This is a genomic window from Pseudomonas koreensis (genome assembly GCF_012986595.1).
Lineage (GTDB): Bacteria > Pseudomonadota > Gammaproteobacteria > Pseudomonadales > Pseudomonadaceae > Aquipseudomonas > Aquipseudomonas koreensis.
In genome coordinates this window covers 353,335-373,146 of the sequence record NZ_JAAQYM010000005.1, presented here as the reverse complement: position 1 = coordinate 373,146, position 19,812 = coordinate 353,335, and the positions used below count along the sequence as shown (strand labels likewise).

Sequence of the window (19,812 nt, the reverse complement as noted above, 5' to 3'; positions counted from 1 at the left end):
CGGGTGACGGGAAAATCAGATTTGCCCTACTTTTTCTGGCGAAAAAGACTTCGGATATCGGCGCATCCGACTACAGACACAGCCCTAAAAACCACCACCGAATCCTGTGGGAGCTGGCTTGCCAGCGATGAGGCCGGCACATTCAACACAAATAGTGACTGACACACCGCCATCGCTGGCAAGCCAGCTCCCACAGGTTTCTTCAGTATTCTTGAGAAATCACAGGCACAAAAAAAGGCCCGCCTCCTTTCGGAAACGGGCCGTTTTCTTGTGAGCCGAAGCTCAGCGCATCACTTGTTCAGGTGGAAATCTTTTTCCGCCGCTTCGAAGCGCTGCACCATGCCTTTGGTTGGCTCGCCGAGTTTGCTGACGATGTAAATCGCCACGCTGGCGAAGATGAAGCCCGGGATGATTTCGTACAGGCCCATCACTTCCCAGTGCTTCCAGGCTACAACGGTAATCGCGCCGACCAGGATACCGGCCAGTGCGCCGTCGCGGGTCATGTCTTTCCAGACCACGGAAATCAGTACAACCGGACCGAACGCAGCACCGAAACCGGCCCAGGCGTAGGAGACCAAGCCCAGTACGCGGTTTTCCGGGTTGGCCGCCAGACCGATAGCGATCAACGCCACCAGCAGCACCATGGCACGACCGACCCACACCAGTTCAACCTGGGAAGCGGATTTGCGCAGGAAGGTTTTGTAGAAGTCCTCGGTCAGGGCGCTCGAGCACACCAGCAACTGGCAGCTCAGGGTGCTCATGACGGCGGCGAGAATCGCCGACAGCAGGACACCGGCAACCCATGGATTGAAGAGGATTTTCGCCAGCTCGATGAACACACGCTCGTGGTTCTCGGTCACAGGACCGGCCACTTCCGGGTGCGCCGAGAAGTAAGCGATACCGAAGAAGCCCACGGCCACGGTGCCGCCCAGGCACAGGATCATCCAGGTCATGGAGATGCGACGGGCCTTGGCAATCGACTTCACCGAGTCAGCGGCCATGAAGCGCGCCAGGATGTGCGGTTGCCCGAAGTAGCCTAGACCCCAGCCCATCAGCGAGATGATGCCGATGAAGGTGGTGCCTTTGAGCATGTCGAAGTTGCTTGGATCCTGCGCTTCGATGGCGAGGAACGTGGTGTCGACGCCGCCGGTGGCCAGCAGGACGATGATCGGCGTGAGGATCAGCGCGAAAATCATCAGGGTGGCTTGTACGGTGTCGGTCCAGCTCACCGCGAGGAAACCGCCGACGAAAGTGTAGGCAATCGTCGCCGCAGCACCGGCCCACAGTGCCGTCTCGTAGGACATGCCGAAGGTGCTTTCAAACAGACGGGCGCCGGCCACGATGCCGGAAGCGCAGTAGATGGTGAAGAACACCAGAATCACAACCGCCGAGATGATGCGCAGCAGGCCGCTCTGGTCTTCAAAACGGCTGGAGAAGTAGTCCGGCAGAGTCAGCGCATCGCCGTTGTGCTCGGTCTGCACACGCAGACGGCCGGCGACGAACAGCCAGTTCAGGTAGGCACCGACGATCAGGCCGATGGCGATCCAGCTTTCAGACAGACCGGACATGTAGATGGCGCCCGGCAGGCCCATCAACAACCAGCCGCTCATGTCGGAAGCACCGGCGGACAGAGCCGTGACGACGCTGCCGAGGCTGCGGCCGCCAAGAATATAGTCAGAAAGGTTGTTGGTGGAGCGATAGGCCATGAAGCCGATCAGCACCATTGCTGCGATGTAGATCACGAACGTGATCAGTGTTGGATTGCTTACGCTCATTAGTTACGCCCTGGCTTTGTTTTTATGTAGCAGCGGTGATGGATCGCGCACAAACGACGACGTTTGGCAGACGATTCCGGATCCCGCGCATTTAGGACTGATGTTTCCCCAGGAAAGCCACCAGCCGATGCACCGGGTATTCCCGGTTGCACCTTGGGCGCGAATGCTATGCAACAAAGCAAAAAAGGTGCAACCAGTTTCTGGAGATTAAGTTGCACCTAGTCGGATATACCGATAAATACGCCGTTTTTGCTCCCTTTTAGCGCAGTCAGGTCGCTCCGCTAGAAGCAAAAGCACCAAGCAGGAGCTGCACGTCAGTACCCGAAAATAATTCCTGACGAAGCGTTTATTTTTCCGACAAAAAAAGGGTTGCACCCGGTTGCACCTCATTCAGTGCAAGGCTAATCTTGCCGCCAGCTGATGCCACGCAACTGTGGCAACCATGAGGATAAAAATATGGCTACCACCACCCTTGGGGTCAAACTCGATGACCCGACCCGCGAGCGCCTGAAGGCTGCCGCGACCTCGATTGATCGCACACCGCACTGGCTGATCAAGCAGGCAATTTTCAATTACCTGGAAAAACTCGAGGGTGGTGCAACCCTGACCGAGCTGAACGGTTTGACCGCCAAGGACAGCGACGACGCCGGCGAAGTCCACACCGATCACGCCCACCAGTGCTTCCTCGAATTCGCTGAAAGCATCCTGCCGCAATCGGTACTGCGCGCCTCGATCACCGCTGCTTACCGTCGCCCAGAGCCGGAAGTAGTGCCAATGCTGATCGAGCAGGCGCGTCTGCCGGCACCGATGGCCGAAGCTACCAACAAACTTGCCGCCTCCATCGCGGAAAAACTGCGTAACCAGAAAAGTGCCGGCGGTCGTGCAGGCATTGTTCAGGGCCTGTTGCAGGAATTTTCCCTGTCGTCTCAGGAAGGCGTAGCGCTGATGTGCCTGGCCGAAGCGCTGCTGCGGATCCCGGACAAAGGCACTCGCGATGCACTGATCCGCGACAAGATCAGCACCGGTAACTGGCATCCGCACCTGGGCAACAGCCCGTCGCTGTTCGTCAACGCCGCCACTTGGGGCCTGCTGCTGACCGGCAAACTGGTGTCGACTCATAACGAAGCCGGCCTGACCTCGTCGCTGAGTCGCATCATCGGCAAGAGCGGCGAGCCGATGATCCGCAAGGGCGTCGACATGGCCATGCGCCTGATGGGCGAGCAGTTCGTTACCGGCGAAACCATCGCCGAAGCACTGGCCAACGCGAGCAAGTTCGAAGCCAAGGGTTTCCGTTATTCCTACGACATGCTCGGTGAAGCAGCCCTGACCGAGCACGACGCGCAGAAGTACCTGGCGTCGTACGAACAAGCCATCCACTCGATCGGCAAAGCCTCCCACGGTCGTGGGATTTATGAAGGCCCGGGCATTTCCATCAAGCTCTCGGCCCTGCACCCGCGTTACAGCCGTGCGCAGTACGAGCGGGTGATGGATGAGCTGTACCCGCGCCTGTTGTCGCTGACCCTGCTGGCCAAGCAATACGACATCGGCCTGAACATCGACGCCGAAGAAGCCGACCGCCTCGAACTGTCGCTGGATCTGCTCGAGCGTCTGTGCTTCGAACCGCAACTGACCGGCTGGAACGGCATCGGCTTCGTGATTCAGGCTTACCAGAAGCGTTGCCCGTACGTGATCGACTACGTGATCGACCTGGCTCGCCGCAGCCGTCATCGCCTGATGATCCGTCTGGTGAAAGGCGCGTACTGGGACAGCGAGATCAAGCGCGCCCAGGTCGAAGGCCTGGAAGGCTATCCGGTGTACACCCGCAAGGTGTACACCGACGTGTCCTACATCGCCTGCGCCCGCAAACTGCTGTCGGTGCCGGAAGTCATCTACCCGCAGTTCGCCACGCACAACGCCCACACGCTGTCGGCCATTTACCACATTGCCGGTCAGAACTATTACCCGGGCCAGTACGAGTTCCAGTGCCTGCACGGCATGGGCGAACCGCTTTACGAGCAAGTTGTAGGCAAAGTTTCCGAAGGCAAGCTGAACCGTCCGTGCCGCGTGTACGCACCGGTCGGCACCCACGAAACCCTGCTTGCGTACCTTGTGCGTCGTCTGCTGGAAAACGGCGCGAACACCTCGTTCGTCAACCGCATCGCCGACCAGTCGATTTCGATTCAGGAGCTGGTGGCCGATCCGGTGGCGCAGATCGAGCAGATGGCGACCGTGGAAGGTGGTTTCGGCCTGCCGCACCCACGCATCCCGCTGCCGCGTGACCTGTACGGCGCCGAGCGTGCCAACTCTGCCGGCATCGACATGGCCAACGAACATCGTCTGGCCTCGCTGTCCTGCGCGCTGCTTGCCACCGCGCACAACAACTGGAAAGCCGCGCCGATGCTCGGTTGCGCTTCCAGCAACGAAGCCCCGGCACCGGTGCTGAACCCGGCGGATCACCGCGATGTGGTCGGTCACGTGCAGGAAGCCACCGTCGAAGACGTCGACAACGCGATCCAGTGCGCGCTGAACGCCGCGCCGATCTGGCAGGCCACCCCGCCAGCCGAGCGCGCGGCAATTCTGGAACGTGCCGCTGACTTGATGGAAGGCGAGATCCAGCCGCTGATGGGCCTGCTGGCTCGTGAAGCCGGCAAGACCTTCGCCAACGCCATCGCCGAAGTCCGCGAAGCCGTCGACTTCCTGCGTTATTACGCAGTGCAGGCACGCAACGATTTCAGCAACGACGCCCACCGCCCACTGGGCCCAGTGGTGTGCATCAGCCCGTGGAACTTCCCGCTGGCGATTTTCAGTGGTCAGGTCGCTGCGGCACTGGCTGCCGGTAACCCGGTACTGGCCAAACCGGCTGAGCAAACGCCGCTGGTTGCTGCGCAAGCCGTGCGCTTGCTGCTGGAAGCCGGGATTCCCGAAGGCGTGCTGCAACTGCTGCCGGGTCGCGGTGAAACCGTCGGCGCCGGCCTGGTCGGTGACGAGCGCGTCAAAGGCGTGATGTTCACCGGCTCCACCGAAGTCGCGCGTCTGCTGCAACGCAATATCGCAGGTCGCCTCGACAGCCAGGGCCGTCCGATTCCGCTGATCGCCGAAACCGGTGGCCAGAACGCGATGATCGTCGACTCCTCGGCACTGACCGAACAAGTCGTGATCGACGTAGTGTCTTCGGCCTTCGACAGCGCTGGTCAGCGTTGCTCGGCACTGCGTGTGTTGTGCCTGCAGGAAGATTCCGCAGACCGTGTCATCGAAATGCTCAAAGGCGCGATGGCTGAAAGCCGTCTCGGCAACCCTGAGCGTCTGTCCGTGGACATTGGCCCGGTGATCGACGCCGAAGCCAAGGCTGGCATCGACAAGCACATTCAGGGCATGCGCGATAAAGGTCGCAACGTGTACCAGGTGGCGATTGCCGACACTGAAGAAGTCAAACGCGGCACTTTCGTCATGCCGACCCTGATCGAGCTGGAAAGCTTCGACGAGTTGCAACGCGAGATCTTCGGCCCGGTGCTGCACGTGGTTCGCTACAAGCGCAAGGACATCGACCAGTTGATTGGCCAGATCAATGCGTCCGGTTATGGCCTGACCCTCGGCGTGCACACCCGTATCGACGAGACCATCGCCAAGGTGATCGACAACGTCAACGCCGGTAACGTCTACGTCAACCGCAACATCGTCGGTGCCGTGGTCGGCGTGCAGCCGTTTGGTGGCGAAGGCCTGTCGGGCACTGGCCCGAAAGCCGGTGGTCCGCTGTACCTGTACCGCTTGCTGTCGACGCGTCCTACCGATGCGATCGAACAATCCTTCGCTCGCGGTGACGCTGTCGTTGCCCCGGACGTGCGTCTGCGTGATGCCATGAGCAAACCGTTGAACGCTTTCAAAGCATGGGCCGAGAACAACAAATACGCCGACCTGAGCGCCCTGTGCGTGCAGTACGCCGCCCAGTCGCAAAGCGGTATCACCCGTGTGCTGGCCGGCCCGACCGGCGAGAAGAACAGCTACGCCATCCTGCCGCGCGAGCACGTGCTGTGCCTGGCGGACGTTGAAGGCGATCTGCTGACCCAACTGGCGGCGGTCTTGGCTGTCGGCGGTTCGGCGGTATGGCCAGAGTCCGACATCAGCAAGGCCTTGTTCGCACGCTTGCCGAAGGACGTTCAGGCGCGGATCAAGCTGATCGCCGACTGGACCAAGGACGACGTGGTGTTCGACGCTGTCCTGCATCACGGTCATTCCGACCAGTTGCGTGGCGTTTGCCAGCAGATTGCCAAGCGTGCCGGTGCCATTGTTGGTGTTCAGGGCTTGTCCCAGGGCGAGACCAACATTGCGCTGGAGCGTCTGGTGATCGAGCGAGCGTTGAGTGTTAACACCGCTGCGGCGGGGGGTAATGCGAGCTTGATGACCATCGGTTAATACCCGATAAACCGGCAGCCGCAATGGCTGCCCGGTACGCAATACCCTGTGGGAGCGAGCCTGCTCGCGAAGAGGGAGTGTCAGTCGATATCAATGTTGCCTGACCCACCGCTTTCGCGAGCAGGCTCGCTCCTACAAAAGATCAAAAGATCGCAGCCTTCGGCAGCTCCTACATAGACCGTGTAGGAGCTGCCGAAGGCTGCGATCTTTTGCTTCTGTATCACGCCCATCAATCATCGTATTCAGCCTCTATCAGCAGGACTAGACTCGGCCCAACCCCAAATTTCAGGTAGGCCGCCATGTCCGAGACGCTGCTCAGTTCCCGCAATCTGGCTTTCGAGCTGTACGAAGTCCTCGATGCCGAGGGCCTGACCCGGCGCGAGCGGTTTGCCGAGCACAACCGCGAGACCTTCGACGCGGCCATTGGCACTGCGCGTAACATCGCCGAAAAATACTTCGCGCCGCACAATCGCAAGGGCGACGAGAACGAGCCGCGCTACGAGAACGGCCAGGCGATTCTGATTCCCGAGGTGAAACCAGCGGTGGATGCCTTCCTCGAGGCCGGTTTCCTCAACGCCGCAAGAAGTTTCGAGACCGGCGGCATGCAACTGCCGACGCTGCTGTCGCAAGCCTGCTTTGCGCACTTCCAATCCGCGAACGCGGCAACCACTTCGTACCCGTTCCTGACCATGGGCGCGGCCAACCTGATCGAAAGCTTCGGCACCGACGAGCAGAAACAGCGCTTCCTGCAACCGATGATCGACGGCCGCTTCTTCGGCACCATGGCCCTCACCGAGCCACACGCCGGTTCCTCACTGTCGGATATTCGTACCCGCGCCGAGCCGGCGTCTGACGGCACTTATCGGCTCAAGGGCAACAAGATCTTCATTTCCGGCGGCGATCACCCGCTGTCGGAAAACATCGTGCACATGGTCCTGGCCAAGCTGCCGGATGCGCCGCCGGGGGTCAAAGGCATTTCGCTGTTCATCGTGCCGAAGTTTCTGGTCAACGATGACGGCACGCTGGGCCCGCGCAACGACGTGCTGCTGGCGGGTCTGTTTCACAAGATGGGCTGGCGCGGCACCACGTCAACCGCGCTGAACTTCGGCGATAACGGCGAGTGTGTCAGCTATCTGGTAGGCAAGCCGCATCATGGCTTGAGCTACATGTTCCAGATGATGAACGAGGCACGAATCGGCGTCGGCATGGGCGCGGTGATGCTCGGTTACGCCGGCTACCTGTACTCACTGGAATACGCCCGCGAACGCCCGCAGGGGCGAGTGCCGGACAGCAAGGACCCGACCACCGCACCGGTGGCGATCATTCAGCACGCCGATGTCAGACGCATGCTGCTGACGCAAAAATCCTACGTCGAAGGGGCCTTTGACCTAGGCCTTTACGCGGCGCGGCTGTTCGATGACACCACCACGCTGGAAAGCGAAGCCGAGCGCAAACAGGCGCATGAGTTGCTGGACTTGCTGACGCCGATCGTCAAATCCTGGCCGTCGGAGTTCTGCCTGAAGGCCAACGAACTGGCGATCCAGATCCTCGGCGGCCACGGTTACACCCGCGAATATCCGGTGGAGCAGTATTACCGCGACAACCGCCTGAACCCGATCCATGAAGGCACCCACGGTATTCAGTCGCTGGACTTGCTCGGTCGCAAACTGGCGCAGAACGGCGGCGCCGGGCTCAAGCAACTGGTTCGCCTGATTGCCGACACCGCCGAACGCGCTACCGCGTACGAATCATTAACTGCGCTGCGTGAGCCGCTGGAAAAACTGGTCGCGCGCCTGCAAACAGTGACCATCGGTTTGTTGACCGATCTGGCGCAGGGCAAGGTCAACAGCAGCCTGGCGAATTCGGCGCTTTACCTGAAGGTGTTCGGGCACACGGTGATTGGCTGGCGCTGGCTGGAACAGGCGATCCGCGCCGAGGAAGGGTTGGCCAAGGGCAATGCGGCGGATGCCGACTTTTATAAGGGCAAGCTGCAGGCGGCGCGGTATTTCCTGACGTGGGAAGTGCCGGGTTGCCAGCATGAGCTGACGTTGCTGGAGGCGCGGGATGAGACGTGTCTGGCGATGCAGGATGCGTGGTTCTAAAAGCAAAAGATCGCAGCCTTCGGCAGCTCCTACAGGGAACGCATTCCAATGTAGGAGCTGCCGAAGGCTGCGATCTTTTGATCTTGATCCTTTAGCTCAACTTGAACCCACCCATCTGCCGCGCCAGATCATCCGCCAGCTTCTGCAACATCTGACAATCCTCGCGACACGCACGAACCTCCCCTGCCGTGGCCCGCGCCAGATCGGAAATCCCCTGCACATTGCGGTTGATCTCTTCCGTCACCGCCGATTGCTCTTCGGTCGCCGTCGCCACCTGGTGGTTCATGTCGCTGATGCGCTCGACCTGCCCGGTAATCGCGGTCAACGACGCCCCGGTGCGCTGGCTTGATTCAACGCCAGTGCCGGTCGCCGCTTGCCCAGTGCGCATCGACGACACCGCATTCTCGGCGCCCTGCTTGAGGCTGCCGATCATCTGCTGAATCTCGTCCGTGGAGGCTTGGGTCCTGCGTGCCAGGGTGCGCACTTCGTCCGCCACCACGGCAAACCCGCGCCCCATGTCGCCGGCACGCGCCGCTTCGATGGCGGCGTTGAGCGCCAGCAGGTTGGTCTGCTCGGACACCCCGCGAATCACCGCCAGCACCGAATCGATCGACGCCACCTGATGCGCCAGCTCACCCACCGCCCCCGCCGCGACACCAATCTCATCGGACATGCTTTCTATATGGCGAATCGAGCCACCGACCACTTCCCGCGCCTGCAGCGCTTCGTCCCGTGCGGTTTGCGAAGCCAGCGCGGCGTTGCCGGCGTTCTGGGCGATTTCCTGCACGGTCAGGCCCATTTCGTGAACGGCGGTCGCGACCATGTCGGTCATTTCCTGCTGGCGTACGGAGCGCTCGGCGGTGTTTTCCACCACCTTGGCCACTTGGTCGACGGCGGTGCGCAGATGCTCGCTGGTGGTCAGCACTTCGCCGATCATCGCGCGCTGGCTGTCGAGAAATCGGTTGAAGCCCCGGGCCAGATCACCCAGCTCATCGGCGCGACTGGAATCTAACCGATGGGTCAAATCTCCACCGCCGCTACCGATTGCTACGAGCGCGGCTGTTACCTGCCGAATCGGTCGCACCAACCCCTGGGCCAGCCATACCACCAGCGCCAGGCACACCAATGCCACCGCCAGGCCGATGCCGCCACTCATCCACATCGCTTTGCGAGCTTCGGCATAGATCTGCGATTGCGGCACTTCGGCCACCAGCGTCCAGCCCAGGTCACGCAGCGGCAGGCTGAAGGCGAGGAAGTCTTCGCCGTCCCTTTGGAAGCTACTGCTCACGGCAGTTTTTTGACCCATGACCGCTTGCGCCGCCGAAGAACCGATCTGCTCGCTCAAGGTGCGCTTGCCGCTGAACTGCGCCTCCGGATGGACCTGAATCAAACCGTCGGAACGCACGAGATAGACCTTGCCGCGCTCGCCGAAACTGAAATTGTGGATCAGCTCCGACAGCTCTTTCATGCTCAGGCCAAGCCCTGCTACGCCGACCACTTTGCCGGCCTGTTCGACCTTCAAGTCGATGAACAGCGCCAATTCTCCAGTGGCCCCGTCATTGTCGATATTCAGGGTGCGCGGCTGATGGCTGTCGAGGAAGGAATAGAACCAGGCATCGGCCGGTTTCGCTCGGCTGAGGGTGCGATCCAGACCTTTTTCGGTGATGTAGTGATTGGATTCGGTGCCGATGATCAGCGCGGTGAAAGCTTTGTGTTCGGCGCGGATGCCTTCCAGATACTGCGCGAAGGCGGCTGTTTTGCTGCTGTCTTCACCCGAGGCCAGCCAGTCGCGGACCATGCTGTTGCTGGCGATGTCTTTGGCGGCGGTCAGCGGCTGGACGAGGATGCGCTCGATGTCGTTGCGCGTCGCTTCGATGCTCGACGGCAGCGCTTGTTCGACCAGATAGCTCTGGGCAAGGCGGTTGACCACCAGGGTATAAATGCCAACCACGATCAATATGCTGACCAGCAGGGCGGTGCCCATGCTGAGAATCAGCTGCCATTGAATACTGCGACGCCAGAACTGCATGGAGCACCCCCAAAGAATAAGTGGCCGAAACAATGCAACAGCCGTGCCGATTGTATACAACCCAATCAACAATCTATTCTTTGGTTGTGCGCAACTCCATCAGCCCTGATTGATGGTCTTGGCGATGGTTTCGACCGTGGCGCTGACTTGCTCTTGGTAACGGTCGAGTTCTTCCTGGTGCTGTTTCTTCATTTCGATCTGCTGCGAGCACAGATTCATGGCGGCCAGCACCAGCAAGCGGTCACCGATCAGTGTCGGGTATTTGCGTTTGGTGTCGGCCAGTGCGGCCTTGAGCATCAGTGCGGCGTCCAGCAGGGTCTGTTCTTCCCCGGCCGGTGCCTTGATCGAATAGTCCTCCCCGAGAATGGATATGACTTTTACCCCTGCGGTGCCGTGGTTCATGCGCTGACAGGACCTGCGTTGACGCGATCAACCAGGGCCTGGATGCGCGCTGCGGTGGCGCCGTGCTTCTCTTCCTGTTCCATCAGGCTCAGTTGCAGGCTTTCGTTTTCATCCTTGGCCTGGGCCAGTTCCGTGGACAGGGTCTGGTTGGTTTGCGTGAGGGTCTGGTTCTGTTGCACCAGGTCGCTGACGAGCTGTTCCAATTGGCTGAGGGATGCTTCCAACATTTTGATCTTCCAGGCGTTTTTCAAAGGGCGCGTACGATAAAGAAAAGTCACTGCGGATGCCAGGGTTAAACCGGCGCAAGGCCTTGATTTTCCTGGTGGCCGACCGTTCTCGCGAGTTTAAAAGACTGTGATCTGCCGATCTGGTTCCTGCACTTCGTCGCCCAAGCCCTTGTGCGACAAATACGCACACCGCCTCAAGACTTTAGTCGTATGACCGATAAGTCATCCATACAGCAGTCTCAGCCCGCATGGATGCGGCCCTTCCTCGGTATGCACCCATGTCCCTTCGCAATATGAATATCGCCCCCCGGGCGTTCACCGGCTTCGCCCTGATCGGCGGTCTGATGCTGATTCTCGGCGTGTTCGCCTTGAACCAGATGAGCAAAATCCGTGCAGCGGGCGAAGACATCGCCACTGCCAGTGTCCCGTCGATCAAGTCCGTCGATGAATTCACTCAACTGACGCTGCGCCTGCGGGTGCTTTCGTATCGGTTGCTGATCAACCGCGAACCGGACGTGCAGCAAAAAACCATGGAGCTGTTCGAGCTGCGCAACCGGCAAATCGCCGACGCCCAACGCGCCTACGAACCTTTGATCGATGGCCCGCAAGAGCGCGCGGCCTACGATCAGTACGTGCAGCTCTTGGCTCAGTACCGCCAACTCGAAGACCGGATGAAAACCCTGTCGCGCAACAATCAGATCGATGAACTGCGGCAGATGCTCAACTCGGACTTGCTGAGTAACTCGGAAGCGGTGAACACAGCCCTGGCGCGACTGCTAGAGATCAATACCCAGCAAATTGCCGAGACTAATCAGGGTGCAGCCAATCAGTACTCGATGTCGTTCAATCTGGTCGTGACGCTGTTGCTGATCGCCACCGGCCTGACCTTGCTGTTCGCCTGGCTGCTGACCATCAGCATCACCAAGCCGATTTCGAAAGCCCTGGACGCCGCGGAAACCATTGCCGAAGGCAACCTGACCCAGCCGATCCAAGTGGACGGCACCGACGAAGCCGGGCGCCTGCTGGCCGCCATGGCCAAGATGCAATCGAAACTGCGCGACACCTTGCAACGCATTTCCGGTTCGGCCACGCAACTGGCTTCCGCCGCAGAAGAGCTGAACAGTGTCACCGACGAAAGCGCCCGTGGCCTGACGCAGCAGAACAACGAAATCGAACAGGCTGCCACCGCGGTCAACGAGATGACCAGCGCCGTGGAAGAGGTCGCACGCAATGCGGTGAGCACTTCGGAAGCCTCGAAGAACGCCACCACCTCGGCGGGCGACGGCCGTGACCTGGTGCAGGAAACCGTCAGCGCCATCGAACGCATGAGCGCCGATGTGCAGAGCACTGCGAACCTGATCGGTGATCTGGCGAATGAATCCCGCGACATCGGCAAGGTGCTGGACGTGATTCGTGGCCTGGCCGATCAGACCAACCTGCTGGCCCTCAACGCCGCGATCGAAGCGGCCCGTGCCGGTGAAGCCGGGCGCGGGTTTGCCGTGGTGGCCGACGAGGTCCGTGCGCTGGCCCATCGCACCCAGCAGTCGACCAGCGAGATCGAGCGCATGATCGGCAGCATCCAGAGCGGTACCGAACACGCCGTGGATTCGATGCGCAACAGCACCGAACGCGCCGAGTCGACGCTGAACATCGCCCGTGGTGCCGGAATGTCGCTGGACACTATCAACACCGCCATCGTCGAGATCAACGAGCGCAACCTGGTGATCGCCAGCGCTGCTGAAGAGCAGGCGCAAGTGGCCCGCGAAGTGGATCGCAACCTGGTGAACATCCGCGACCTGTCGGTGCAGTCGGCCACTGGTGCGAATCAGACCAGTGCGGCGAGCAACGAGCTGTCGCGCCTGGCGCTGGATCTGAACAACATGGTTGGGCGGTTCAGCCTGTAACGACATTTCCCTTGAAGTAAATGAACGCTCTGTGGCGAGGGAGCTTGTCGAGTCGTCGCACCGTCCCGCTCGGCGGCGCAGCCGTCGCAATCGAGCCACTGCGTCTGCTCTGAAAAACCGTAGCGTCTGATTTTTGGGGGCGCTGCGCACCCCGGCGGGAGCAAGCTCCCTCACCACAGTCATCACATGCCGCACCGCCTGTACGAGCACGCTGCAAAAACCTTTTTGACAGCATCACATTTCAACAGGTTAGAATCGCTGGCACGCAGACTGCATGGTCAGTTTGTGCCCGTCTTTACGCTTCTGGAGTACTGCCTTTGAATGCGACGACCATCAACAGCCTGTTCTTGATCGGCGCGTTGCTGGTAGGTGCGAGCATTCTTGTCAGCTCACTTTCTTCCCGTCTCGGCATCCCCATTCTGGTGATCATTCTCGCGGTCGGCATGACCGCCGGGGTCGATGGCGGAGGGATCATTTTCGATAACTATCCGACGGCCTATCTGGTCGGCAACCTGGCACTGGCGGTGATCCTGCTCGACGGCGGTTTGCGCACGCGGGTCTCGAGTTTCCGTGTGGCCTTGTGGCCGGCGCTGTCGCTGGCGACCGTCGGGGTGTTGATCACCACCGGGCTGACCGGTATGGCGGCGGCGTGGCTGTTCGACCTGAACCTGATCCAGGGCTTGTTGATCGGCGCCATCGTCGGCTCCACCGACGCCGCTGCGGTGTTCTCGCTGCTCGGCGGCAAAGGCCTCAACGAACGGGTCACCGCCAGCCTGGAAATCGAATCCGGCAGCAACGACCCGATGGCGGTGTTCCTCACTGTAACCCTGATCGATATGCTCGCCAGCGGCCAGACCGGACTGCACTGGAGCCTGCTCGGGCATCTGGTACGCGAGTTCGGTATCGGTGGTGTGATCGGTCTGGGTGGCGGCTGGCTGATGCTGCAACTGGTCAACCGGATCAACCTCGCCGCCGGCCTGTACCCGATTCTGGTGATCGCCGGCGGCCTGGTGGTGTTCGCCCTGACCAACGCCCTGCACGGCAGCGGTTTCCTCGCGGTTTACCTGTGCGGCCTGGTGATCGGCAACCGCCCGGTGCGCAGCCGTCACGGCATTCTGCACATGCTCGATGGCATGGCGTGGCTGGCGCAGATCGGCATGTTCCTCGTGCTGGGCCTGCTGGTCACCCCGCATGACCTGCTGCCGATCGCCCTGCCCGCCCTCGGTCTGGCGCTGTGGATGATTCTGTTCGCCCGGCCGCTGTCGGTGCTGGTCGGCCTGCTGCCGTTCAAGGCGTTCCACGGCCGCGAGAAAGCGTTTATTTCCTGGGTCGGCCTGCGCGGCGCGGTACCGATCATTCTGGCGGTGTTCCCGTTGATGGCCGGGCTGCCGAATGCGCAGCTGTACTTCAACCTCGCGTTCTTCATCGTGCTGGTGTCGCTGCTGGTCCAGGGCACGAGCCTGCCGTGGGTCGCCAAGCTGCTGAAGGTGACGGTACCGCCGGAGCCGGCGCCGATCTCCCGTTCCGCGCTGGAAGTGCATATCACCAGCGAGTGGGAACTGTTCGTTTACAAGCTCGGCGCCGAGAAATGGTGCATCGGTTCACCCTTGCGTGAGCTGAAAATGCCTGAAGGTACGCGCATCGCCGCGCTGTTTCGTGGTCAGCAACTGCTCCATCCGTCGGGTAGTACGGTGCTGGAAGTCGATGATTTGCTGTGTGTTATCGGCCATGAACACAACTTGCCAGCCCTCGGCAAACTGTTCAGTCAGGCGCCGCAACGCGGTCTGGATCTGCGCTTCTTCGGCGACTTCGTGCTCGAAGGAGACGCCCAGCTTAAAGCGGTTGCAGCCCTTTACGGGTTGCCGGCCGAAGGTATCGATCCGGACATGACCCTGGGCGCGTTCATTGCTCACAAGGTCGGTGGTGCACCGATCGTCGGCGACCAGGTGGAGTGGAACAACACCCACTGGACAGTCGCGGTCATGGACGGGAACAAGATCGGCAAAGTGGGCGTCAGATTCCCCGAAGGAAGTCGCCCGGGTCCCGGTCTCTTCCTCTAAACTGCGTCCACTATCACTTGCTTGACCGGTCTCTATGCCTACCCTGCGCTCTTTCTTTTTCGCGGCCCTGCTGGGCCTGAGTCTTTCCGTCGGCCCGCTGTATGCCGCCGAACCACCGTCCAGCGAAGCCGTGCAGGCCAGCCTGGACAAACTGGCCGACAGCAAACTGCCGGATGCCGATAAAAAGGCCCTGCAAACAGTCCTGCAGACCACGCTCACTCAGCTCAACAACCGGCGTGATTACGATCAGAAACTGATCGACCTCAAGCAGCAACTGGCGAGCGCGCCCCGGCAGACCATCGAGAACACCCGCGAACTCACGCGCCTCAAGGCCACGGCGATAGTGCCAGTAGCGCAGCGCTTCCCCAGAGAGTCGATTCAGCAGCTGGAGCAGATCCTCACCGATCGCTCGACCCAGCAAAGCGATCTGCAAAAAGCCCTGGCCGACGCCAACAGCCTGATCATCACCGCCCAGACCCGCCCCGAGCGCGCGCAGGCGGAGATTTCCAGCAGCCAGACGCGCATCCAGCAGATCAACAACATCCTCAAGTCCGGCAAGGACGCGGGCAAGACCGTGAGCGCCGAGCAGCGTGATCAGTTGAACGCCGAACTCGCCGCGCTGAACGCGCTGATCCCGCTGCGCCGTCAGGAACTGGCCGGCAACAGCCAGTTGCAGGATCTGGGCAACAGTCAGCATGACCTGCTCTCGGAGAAATCCGACCGCCTCGACCGCGAAATCCAGGAACTGCAGACCCTGATCAACCAGAAGCGTCTGGCGCAGTCTCAGGAAACCGTCACCCAGCAGTCGATCGAGGCGCAAAAGGCCGGCGGCAGCAGCCTGCTCGCCACTGAAAGCGCGGCCAACCTCAAGCTCTCCGACTACTTGCTCAAAAGCACCGACCGCCTCAACGAGGTCACCCAACAGAACCTGCAGACCAAACAGCAACTCGACACTCTGACCCAGAGCGACTCGGCCCTCGACGAGCAGATCAACGTGCTCAAGGGCAGCCTGCTGCTGTCGAAGATTCTCTATAAGCAGAAGCAGGCACTGCCACGGCTCAAGGTCGACCGCGATCTGGCGGACCAGATCGCCGACATTCGCCTGTATCAGTTTGAAGTCAGCCAGCAGCGTGAATTGCTGAGCAACCCGGCGACCTACGTCGACAACCTGCTGTCGACTCAGCCACCGGAACAAGTCACCCCGCAACTGCGCAAGAGCCTGATGGAACTGGCCAACACCCGCGCCGACCTGCTGGAGCGTCTGAACCGCGAACTGAGCGCGGTGCTCAACGAATCGATCACCCTGCAACTCAACCAGAAACAACTGCTGAGCACCGCGCAAAGCCTGCGCGCGACCCTCGATGAGCAGATGTTCTGGATTCCGAGTAACAAGCCGCTGGATATGGAATGGATGCGCGGCGTGCCGGAGCGCCTCAAGCGGCAGATCGATACGCTGCCGTGGGCCTCCAGCCTGAGCGAACTGACCGATGGTCTGATCCAGCGTCCGTTGCTGTTCCTGCCGTTGGCGCTGTTGATCGGCGCCCTGCTGTGGCGACGCAAGAATCTGTACACGCGGCTCAACAAGGTTCATCAGGACATCGGCCACTTCAAGCGCGACAGCCAGTGGCACACGCCACAGGCGATTCTGATCAACATTCTGCTGGCGATGCCGGTGGCGCTCGGTCTGGGCCTGTGCGGCCTGGCCTTGCAGATCGACGCCCGAGGCCAGAACGCCAACATGGGCGCGGCGCTTTTGCAAATGGGTCAGGCATGGCTGGTGTTCTACACCGCCTACCGGATTCTGGCGCCGGGCGGTGTGGCTGAGTTGCACTTCCGCTGGGAAAAACCTCAGGTCGAATTCCTTCAAGGCTGGGTGCGGCGCCTGGGTCTGGTGGTCTTGGCGCTGGTGGCGGTGGTTGCCGTTGCCGAACTGCAGCCGGCAGCATTGGCCGACGACGTACTCGGCATGCCAGTGGTATTGATTTGCTACGCCTTGATGGCATGGCTGCTCAGCCGTTTGCTGATCAGCAGCCCGGCCCACGAAAACGCCTCGCTGTTCCGTAAAGCGGTCGGCGTGATGTTCACCCTGCTACCGATCGCCTTGTTCGTCGCCGTGTGCTTCGGCTACTACTACACCGCGCTGAAACTCAGCGACCGCTTGATCAACACCCTCTACCTGCTGATGTTCTGGCTGGTGATCGAAGCCACCTTCGTCCGTGGTCTCGCGGTGGCTGCACGCCGCCTGGCTTACCAGCGCGCCTTGGCCAAACGCCAGGCTGCCAAAGAGGCCGGCGACGGCGAAGCAGTGATCGAAGAGCCGACCCTGGACATCGAAAAGGTCAACGAGCAGTCTCTGCGCCTGATCCGCCTGGCGCTGCTCGGCGGTTTCATCGCCGCGCTGTACTGGGTCTGGGCCGACCTGATTTCGGTGTTCTCGTACCTGGACAACATCACCCTCTACGAATACACCAGCGGCACCGGCGCCAACATGAGCATGGTGCCGATCAGCATCGGCGACATGCTCGGCGCACTGATCATCATCGGCATCACCTTCGCCCTGGCGCGCAACCTGCCGGGTCTGCTGGAAGTGTTCGTGCTGTCGAAACTCAACCTGGCGCAGGGCAGCGCTTATGCGACCACGACGCTGCTGTCCTACGTGATCGCCGGCGTCGGCTTCGTCTCCACCCTGTCGACCCTTGGCGTGAGCTGGGACAAGCTGCAGTGGCTGGTGGCGGCGCTGTCGGTGGGTCTCGGTTTCGGGATGCAGGAGATTTTTGCGAACTTCATCTCCGGCATCATGATCCTGTTCGAACGCCCGGTACGGATCGGCGACACCATCACCATCGGCAACCTGTCGGGCACCGTGAGCAAGATCCGCATCCGCGCCACGACCATCACCGACTTCGACCGCAAGGACATCATTGTCCCGAACAAGACGTTCATCACCGGGCAACTGATCAACTGGTCGCTGACCGATACCATCACTCGGGTCACGCTGAAACTCGGCGTGGATTACGGCTCCGACCTGGATCTGGTCAAGGAGCTGCTGCTCAAGGCCGCCCGGGAAAACCCGCGCGTTCTGAAAGAACCCGAGCCGCACGTGTACTTCCTCAACTTCGGCGAAAGCACCCTCGATCACGAATTGCGCATGCACGTGCGTGACCTCGGTGACCGCAACCCGGTGATCGACGAAGTGAACCGCTTCATCAACCGCGAGTTCAAGAAGCAGCACATCAACATCTCGTTCCGGCAGATGGAGGTGTACCTGAAGAACCTCCACGGTCAGGAATACAAGTTGGTGCCCATCGAAGACGAGAACAAAACCATCGTCCCGATCGGCGCGGAGCAAAAGCCGCTGCAAGAGCCGCCGCCAGCCAAACTCGACTAACCGGCCTATTCCCAGCAGAATGCTCGGACATTCTGCTGGAGCCGGCCCTTGAAAGCCCTCGACGAACTGACCTTCGACAATCGCTTCGCCCGCCTGGGCGATGCGTTCTCCGCCCACGTGCTGCCCGAGCCGATCGACAATCCGCGTCTGGTCGTCGCCAGCCCGGCCGCCCTGGCCTTGCTCGATCTCGACCCGACGACGGCTGACACCCAAGAATTTGCGGAACTGTTCGGCGGCCACAAGCTGTGGGCGGATGCCGAGCCGCGAGCGATGGTCTATTCCGGGCACCAGTTCGGCGGCTACACGCCACAACTGGGCGATGGACGCGGACTGTTGCTGGGCGAGGTCTATAACCAGGCCAGCGAACACTGGGACCTGCACCTCAAGGGCGCCGGGCAGACACCGTTTTCACGCATGGGCGATGGCCGTGCGGTGCTGCGTTCGTCGATCCGTGAATTCCTCGCTTCCGAAGCCTTGTACGCGCTGAACATTCCGTCTTCGCGGGCAGCCTGCGTGATCGGCTCCGACACCCCGGTGTGGCGCGAAAAGCAGGAACGCGCGGCGATGGTACTGCGCCTGGCGCCGAGTCATGTCCGTTTCGGCCACTTCGAATACTTCTACTACACCAAGCGTCCCGAGCAGCAGAAGCAACTCGGCGAGCACGTACTGGCGATGCACTTTCCCGAGTGTCTGGAGCAACCGGAACCGTATCTGGCGATGTTCCGCGAGATCGTCGAGCGCAATGCCGAACTGATCGCCAAGTGGCAGGCCTACGGCTTCTGCCACGGCGTGATGAACACCGACAACATGTCGATCCTCGGCATCACCTTCGATTTCGGCCCGTTCGCCTTCCTCGACGATTTCGATGCCAACTTCATCTGCAACCACTCCGATGATCAGGGCCGCTACTCGTTCAGCAACCAGGTGCCGATCGGCCAGTGGAACCTCAGTGCCCTGGCCCAGGCTCTGACGCCGTTCATCAGCGTCGAGGCCCTGCGCGAAACCCTCGGCCTGTACCTGCCACTGTTCCAGGCGCATTACCTCGACCTGATGCGCCGCCGCCTCGGCTTCACCACCGCCGAGGATGACGACCAGAAACTGCTCGAAGACCTGCTGCAATTGATGCAGAACAGCGGGGTCGATTACACCTTGTTCTTCCGCCGCCTCGGCGAAAAGTCAGCAGAACAGGCGGTCGCCCAATTGCGCGATGACTTCGTCGACATCAAGGGCTTCGACGCCTGGGCCGAGCGTTACGTGGCGCGGGTTGCCCGCGATGGCGACAGCGATCAGCAGCAACGCCGGGCGCGGATGCACGCGGTCAATCCGCTGTACATCCTGCGCAACTACTTGGCGCAGAAGGCTATCGATGCCGCCGAGCAAGGCGACTACTCAGAAGTGCGCCAGCTGCATGCGGTGCTGAGCACGCCGTTCGACGAGCAGCCGGGGATGGAAGGTTATGCCGAGCGGCCGCCGGAGTGGGGCAAGCATCTGGAGATCAGTTGTTCGTCTTGAGGC

General features: G+C 61.0%; 10 protein-coding genes and 1 pseudogene. 7 read left to right on the top strand and 4 right to left on the bottom strand.

Annotation, left to right across the window (positions count from 1 at the left end; genetic code table 11):
* Positions 1 to 290: 290 nt before the first annotated feature.
* Positions 291 to 1,775: a sodium/proline symporter PutP gene (putP, locus tag HBN98_RS17580; protein ID WP_064585641.1), complete on the bottom strand. Its 1,485-nt coding sequence runs from the start codon at positions 1,773 to 1,775 to the stop codon at positions 291 to 293.
* Between the two features lie 456 nt (positions 1,776 to 2,231).
* Between putP and putA the strand changes: the two genes are divergently transcribed.
* Together putA and HBN98_RS17570 are read left to right on the top strand one after the other, a co-directional pair.
* The gene (gene putA, locus HBN98_RS17575; protein ID WP_083367218.1) at positions 2,232 to 6,185 is read left to right on the top strand and encodes a trifunctional transcriptional regulator/proline dehydrogenase/L-glutamate gamma-semialdehyde dehydrogenase; all 3,954 of its coding nucleotides are present in this window, start codon (positions 2,232 to 2,234) and stop codon (positions 6,183 to 6,185) included.
* Between the two features lie 299 nt (positions 6,186 to 6,484).
* Positions 6,485 to 8,287 (top strand): acyl-CoA dehydrogenase, encoded by a 1,803-nt coding sequence (locus HBN98_RS17570; RefSeq protein WP_083367219.1) that lies wholly within the window; start codon positions 6,485 to 6,487, stop codon positions 8,285 to 8,287.
* A gap of 91 nt (positions 8,288 to 8,378) precedes the next feature.
* On the opposite strand, the gene HBN98_RS17565 is transcribed toward HBN98_RS17570, so the two are convergent.
* From HBN98_RS17565 to HBN98_RS17555, 3 genes are all read right to left on the bottom strand, one after another.
* Complete coding sequence (locus tag HBN98_RS17565) at positions 8,379 to 10,316, bottom strand: methyl-accepting chemotaxis protein (RefSeq protein ID WP_083367220.1); 1,938 nt, start codon at positions 10,314 to 10,316, stop codon at positions 8,379 to 8,381.
* Between the two features lie 99 nt (positions 10,317 to 10,415).
* Positions 10,416 to 10,718 (bottom strand): cell division protein ZapA, encoded by a 303-nt coding sequence (locus HBN98_RS17560; protein ID WP_003220971.1) that lies wholly within the window; start codon positions 10,716 to 10,718, stop codon positions 10,416 to 10,418.
* On the bottom strand, positions 10,715 to 10,945 hold the full coding sequence (locus tag HBN98_RS17555) for a hypothetical protein (protein WP_003220969.1): 231 nt from the start codon (positions 10,943 to 10,945) through the stop codon (positions 10,715 to 10,717). Before HBN98_RS17555 ends, HBN98_RS17560 begins: the two co-directional genes overlap by 4 nt.
* Positions 10,946 to 11,193: 248 nt before the next feature.
* Here HBN98_RS17555 and HBN98_RS28315 point away from each other — a divergent pair.
* The 5 genes and pseudogenes from HBN98_RS28315 to selO all read left to right on the top strand — a co-directional run.
* Positions 11,194 to 11,946: pseudogene (locus HBN98_RS28315) on the top strand (MCP four helix bundle domain-containing protein); the annotation flags it as partial.
* A gap of 30 nt (positions 11,947 to 11,976) precedes the next feature.
* Positions 11,977 to 12,849, top strand: coding sequence for a methyl-accepting chemotaxis protein (locus HBN98_RS28310; RefSeq protein WP_401280588.1), 873 nt, complete (start codon positions 11,977 to 11,979; stop codon positions 12,847 to 12,849).
* 317 nt (positions 12,850 to 13,166) lie between these two features.
* Positions 13,167 to 14,909: a potassium/proton antiporter gene (locus HBN98_RS17545; protein ID WP_083367222.1), complete on the top strand. Its 1,743-nt coding sequence runs from the start codon at positions 13,167 to 13,169 to the stop codon at positions 14,907 to 14,909.
* A gap of 34 nt (positions 14,910 to 14,943) precedes the next feature.
* Complete coding sequence (gene mscK / locus HBN98_RS17540) at positions 14,944 to 18,297, top strand: mechanosensitive channel MscK (protein ID WP_083367223.1); 3,354 nt, start codon at positions 14,944 to 14,946, stop codon at positions 18,295 to 18,297.
* A 48-nt stretch (positions 18,298 to 18,345) separates the two neighbouring features.
* Positions 18,346 to 19,809: a protein adenylyltransferase SelO gene (gene selO / locus HBN98_RS17535; RefSeq protein ID WP_083367224.1), complete on the top strand. Its 1,464-nt coding sequence runs from the start codon at positions 18,346 to 18,348 to the stop codon at positions 19,807 to 19,809.
* The last annotated feature ends 3 nt before the right edge of the window (positions 19,810 to 19,812 follow it).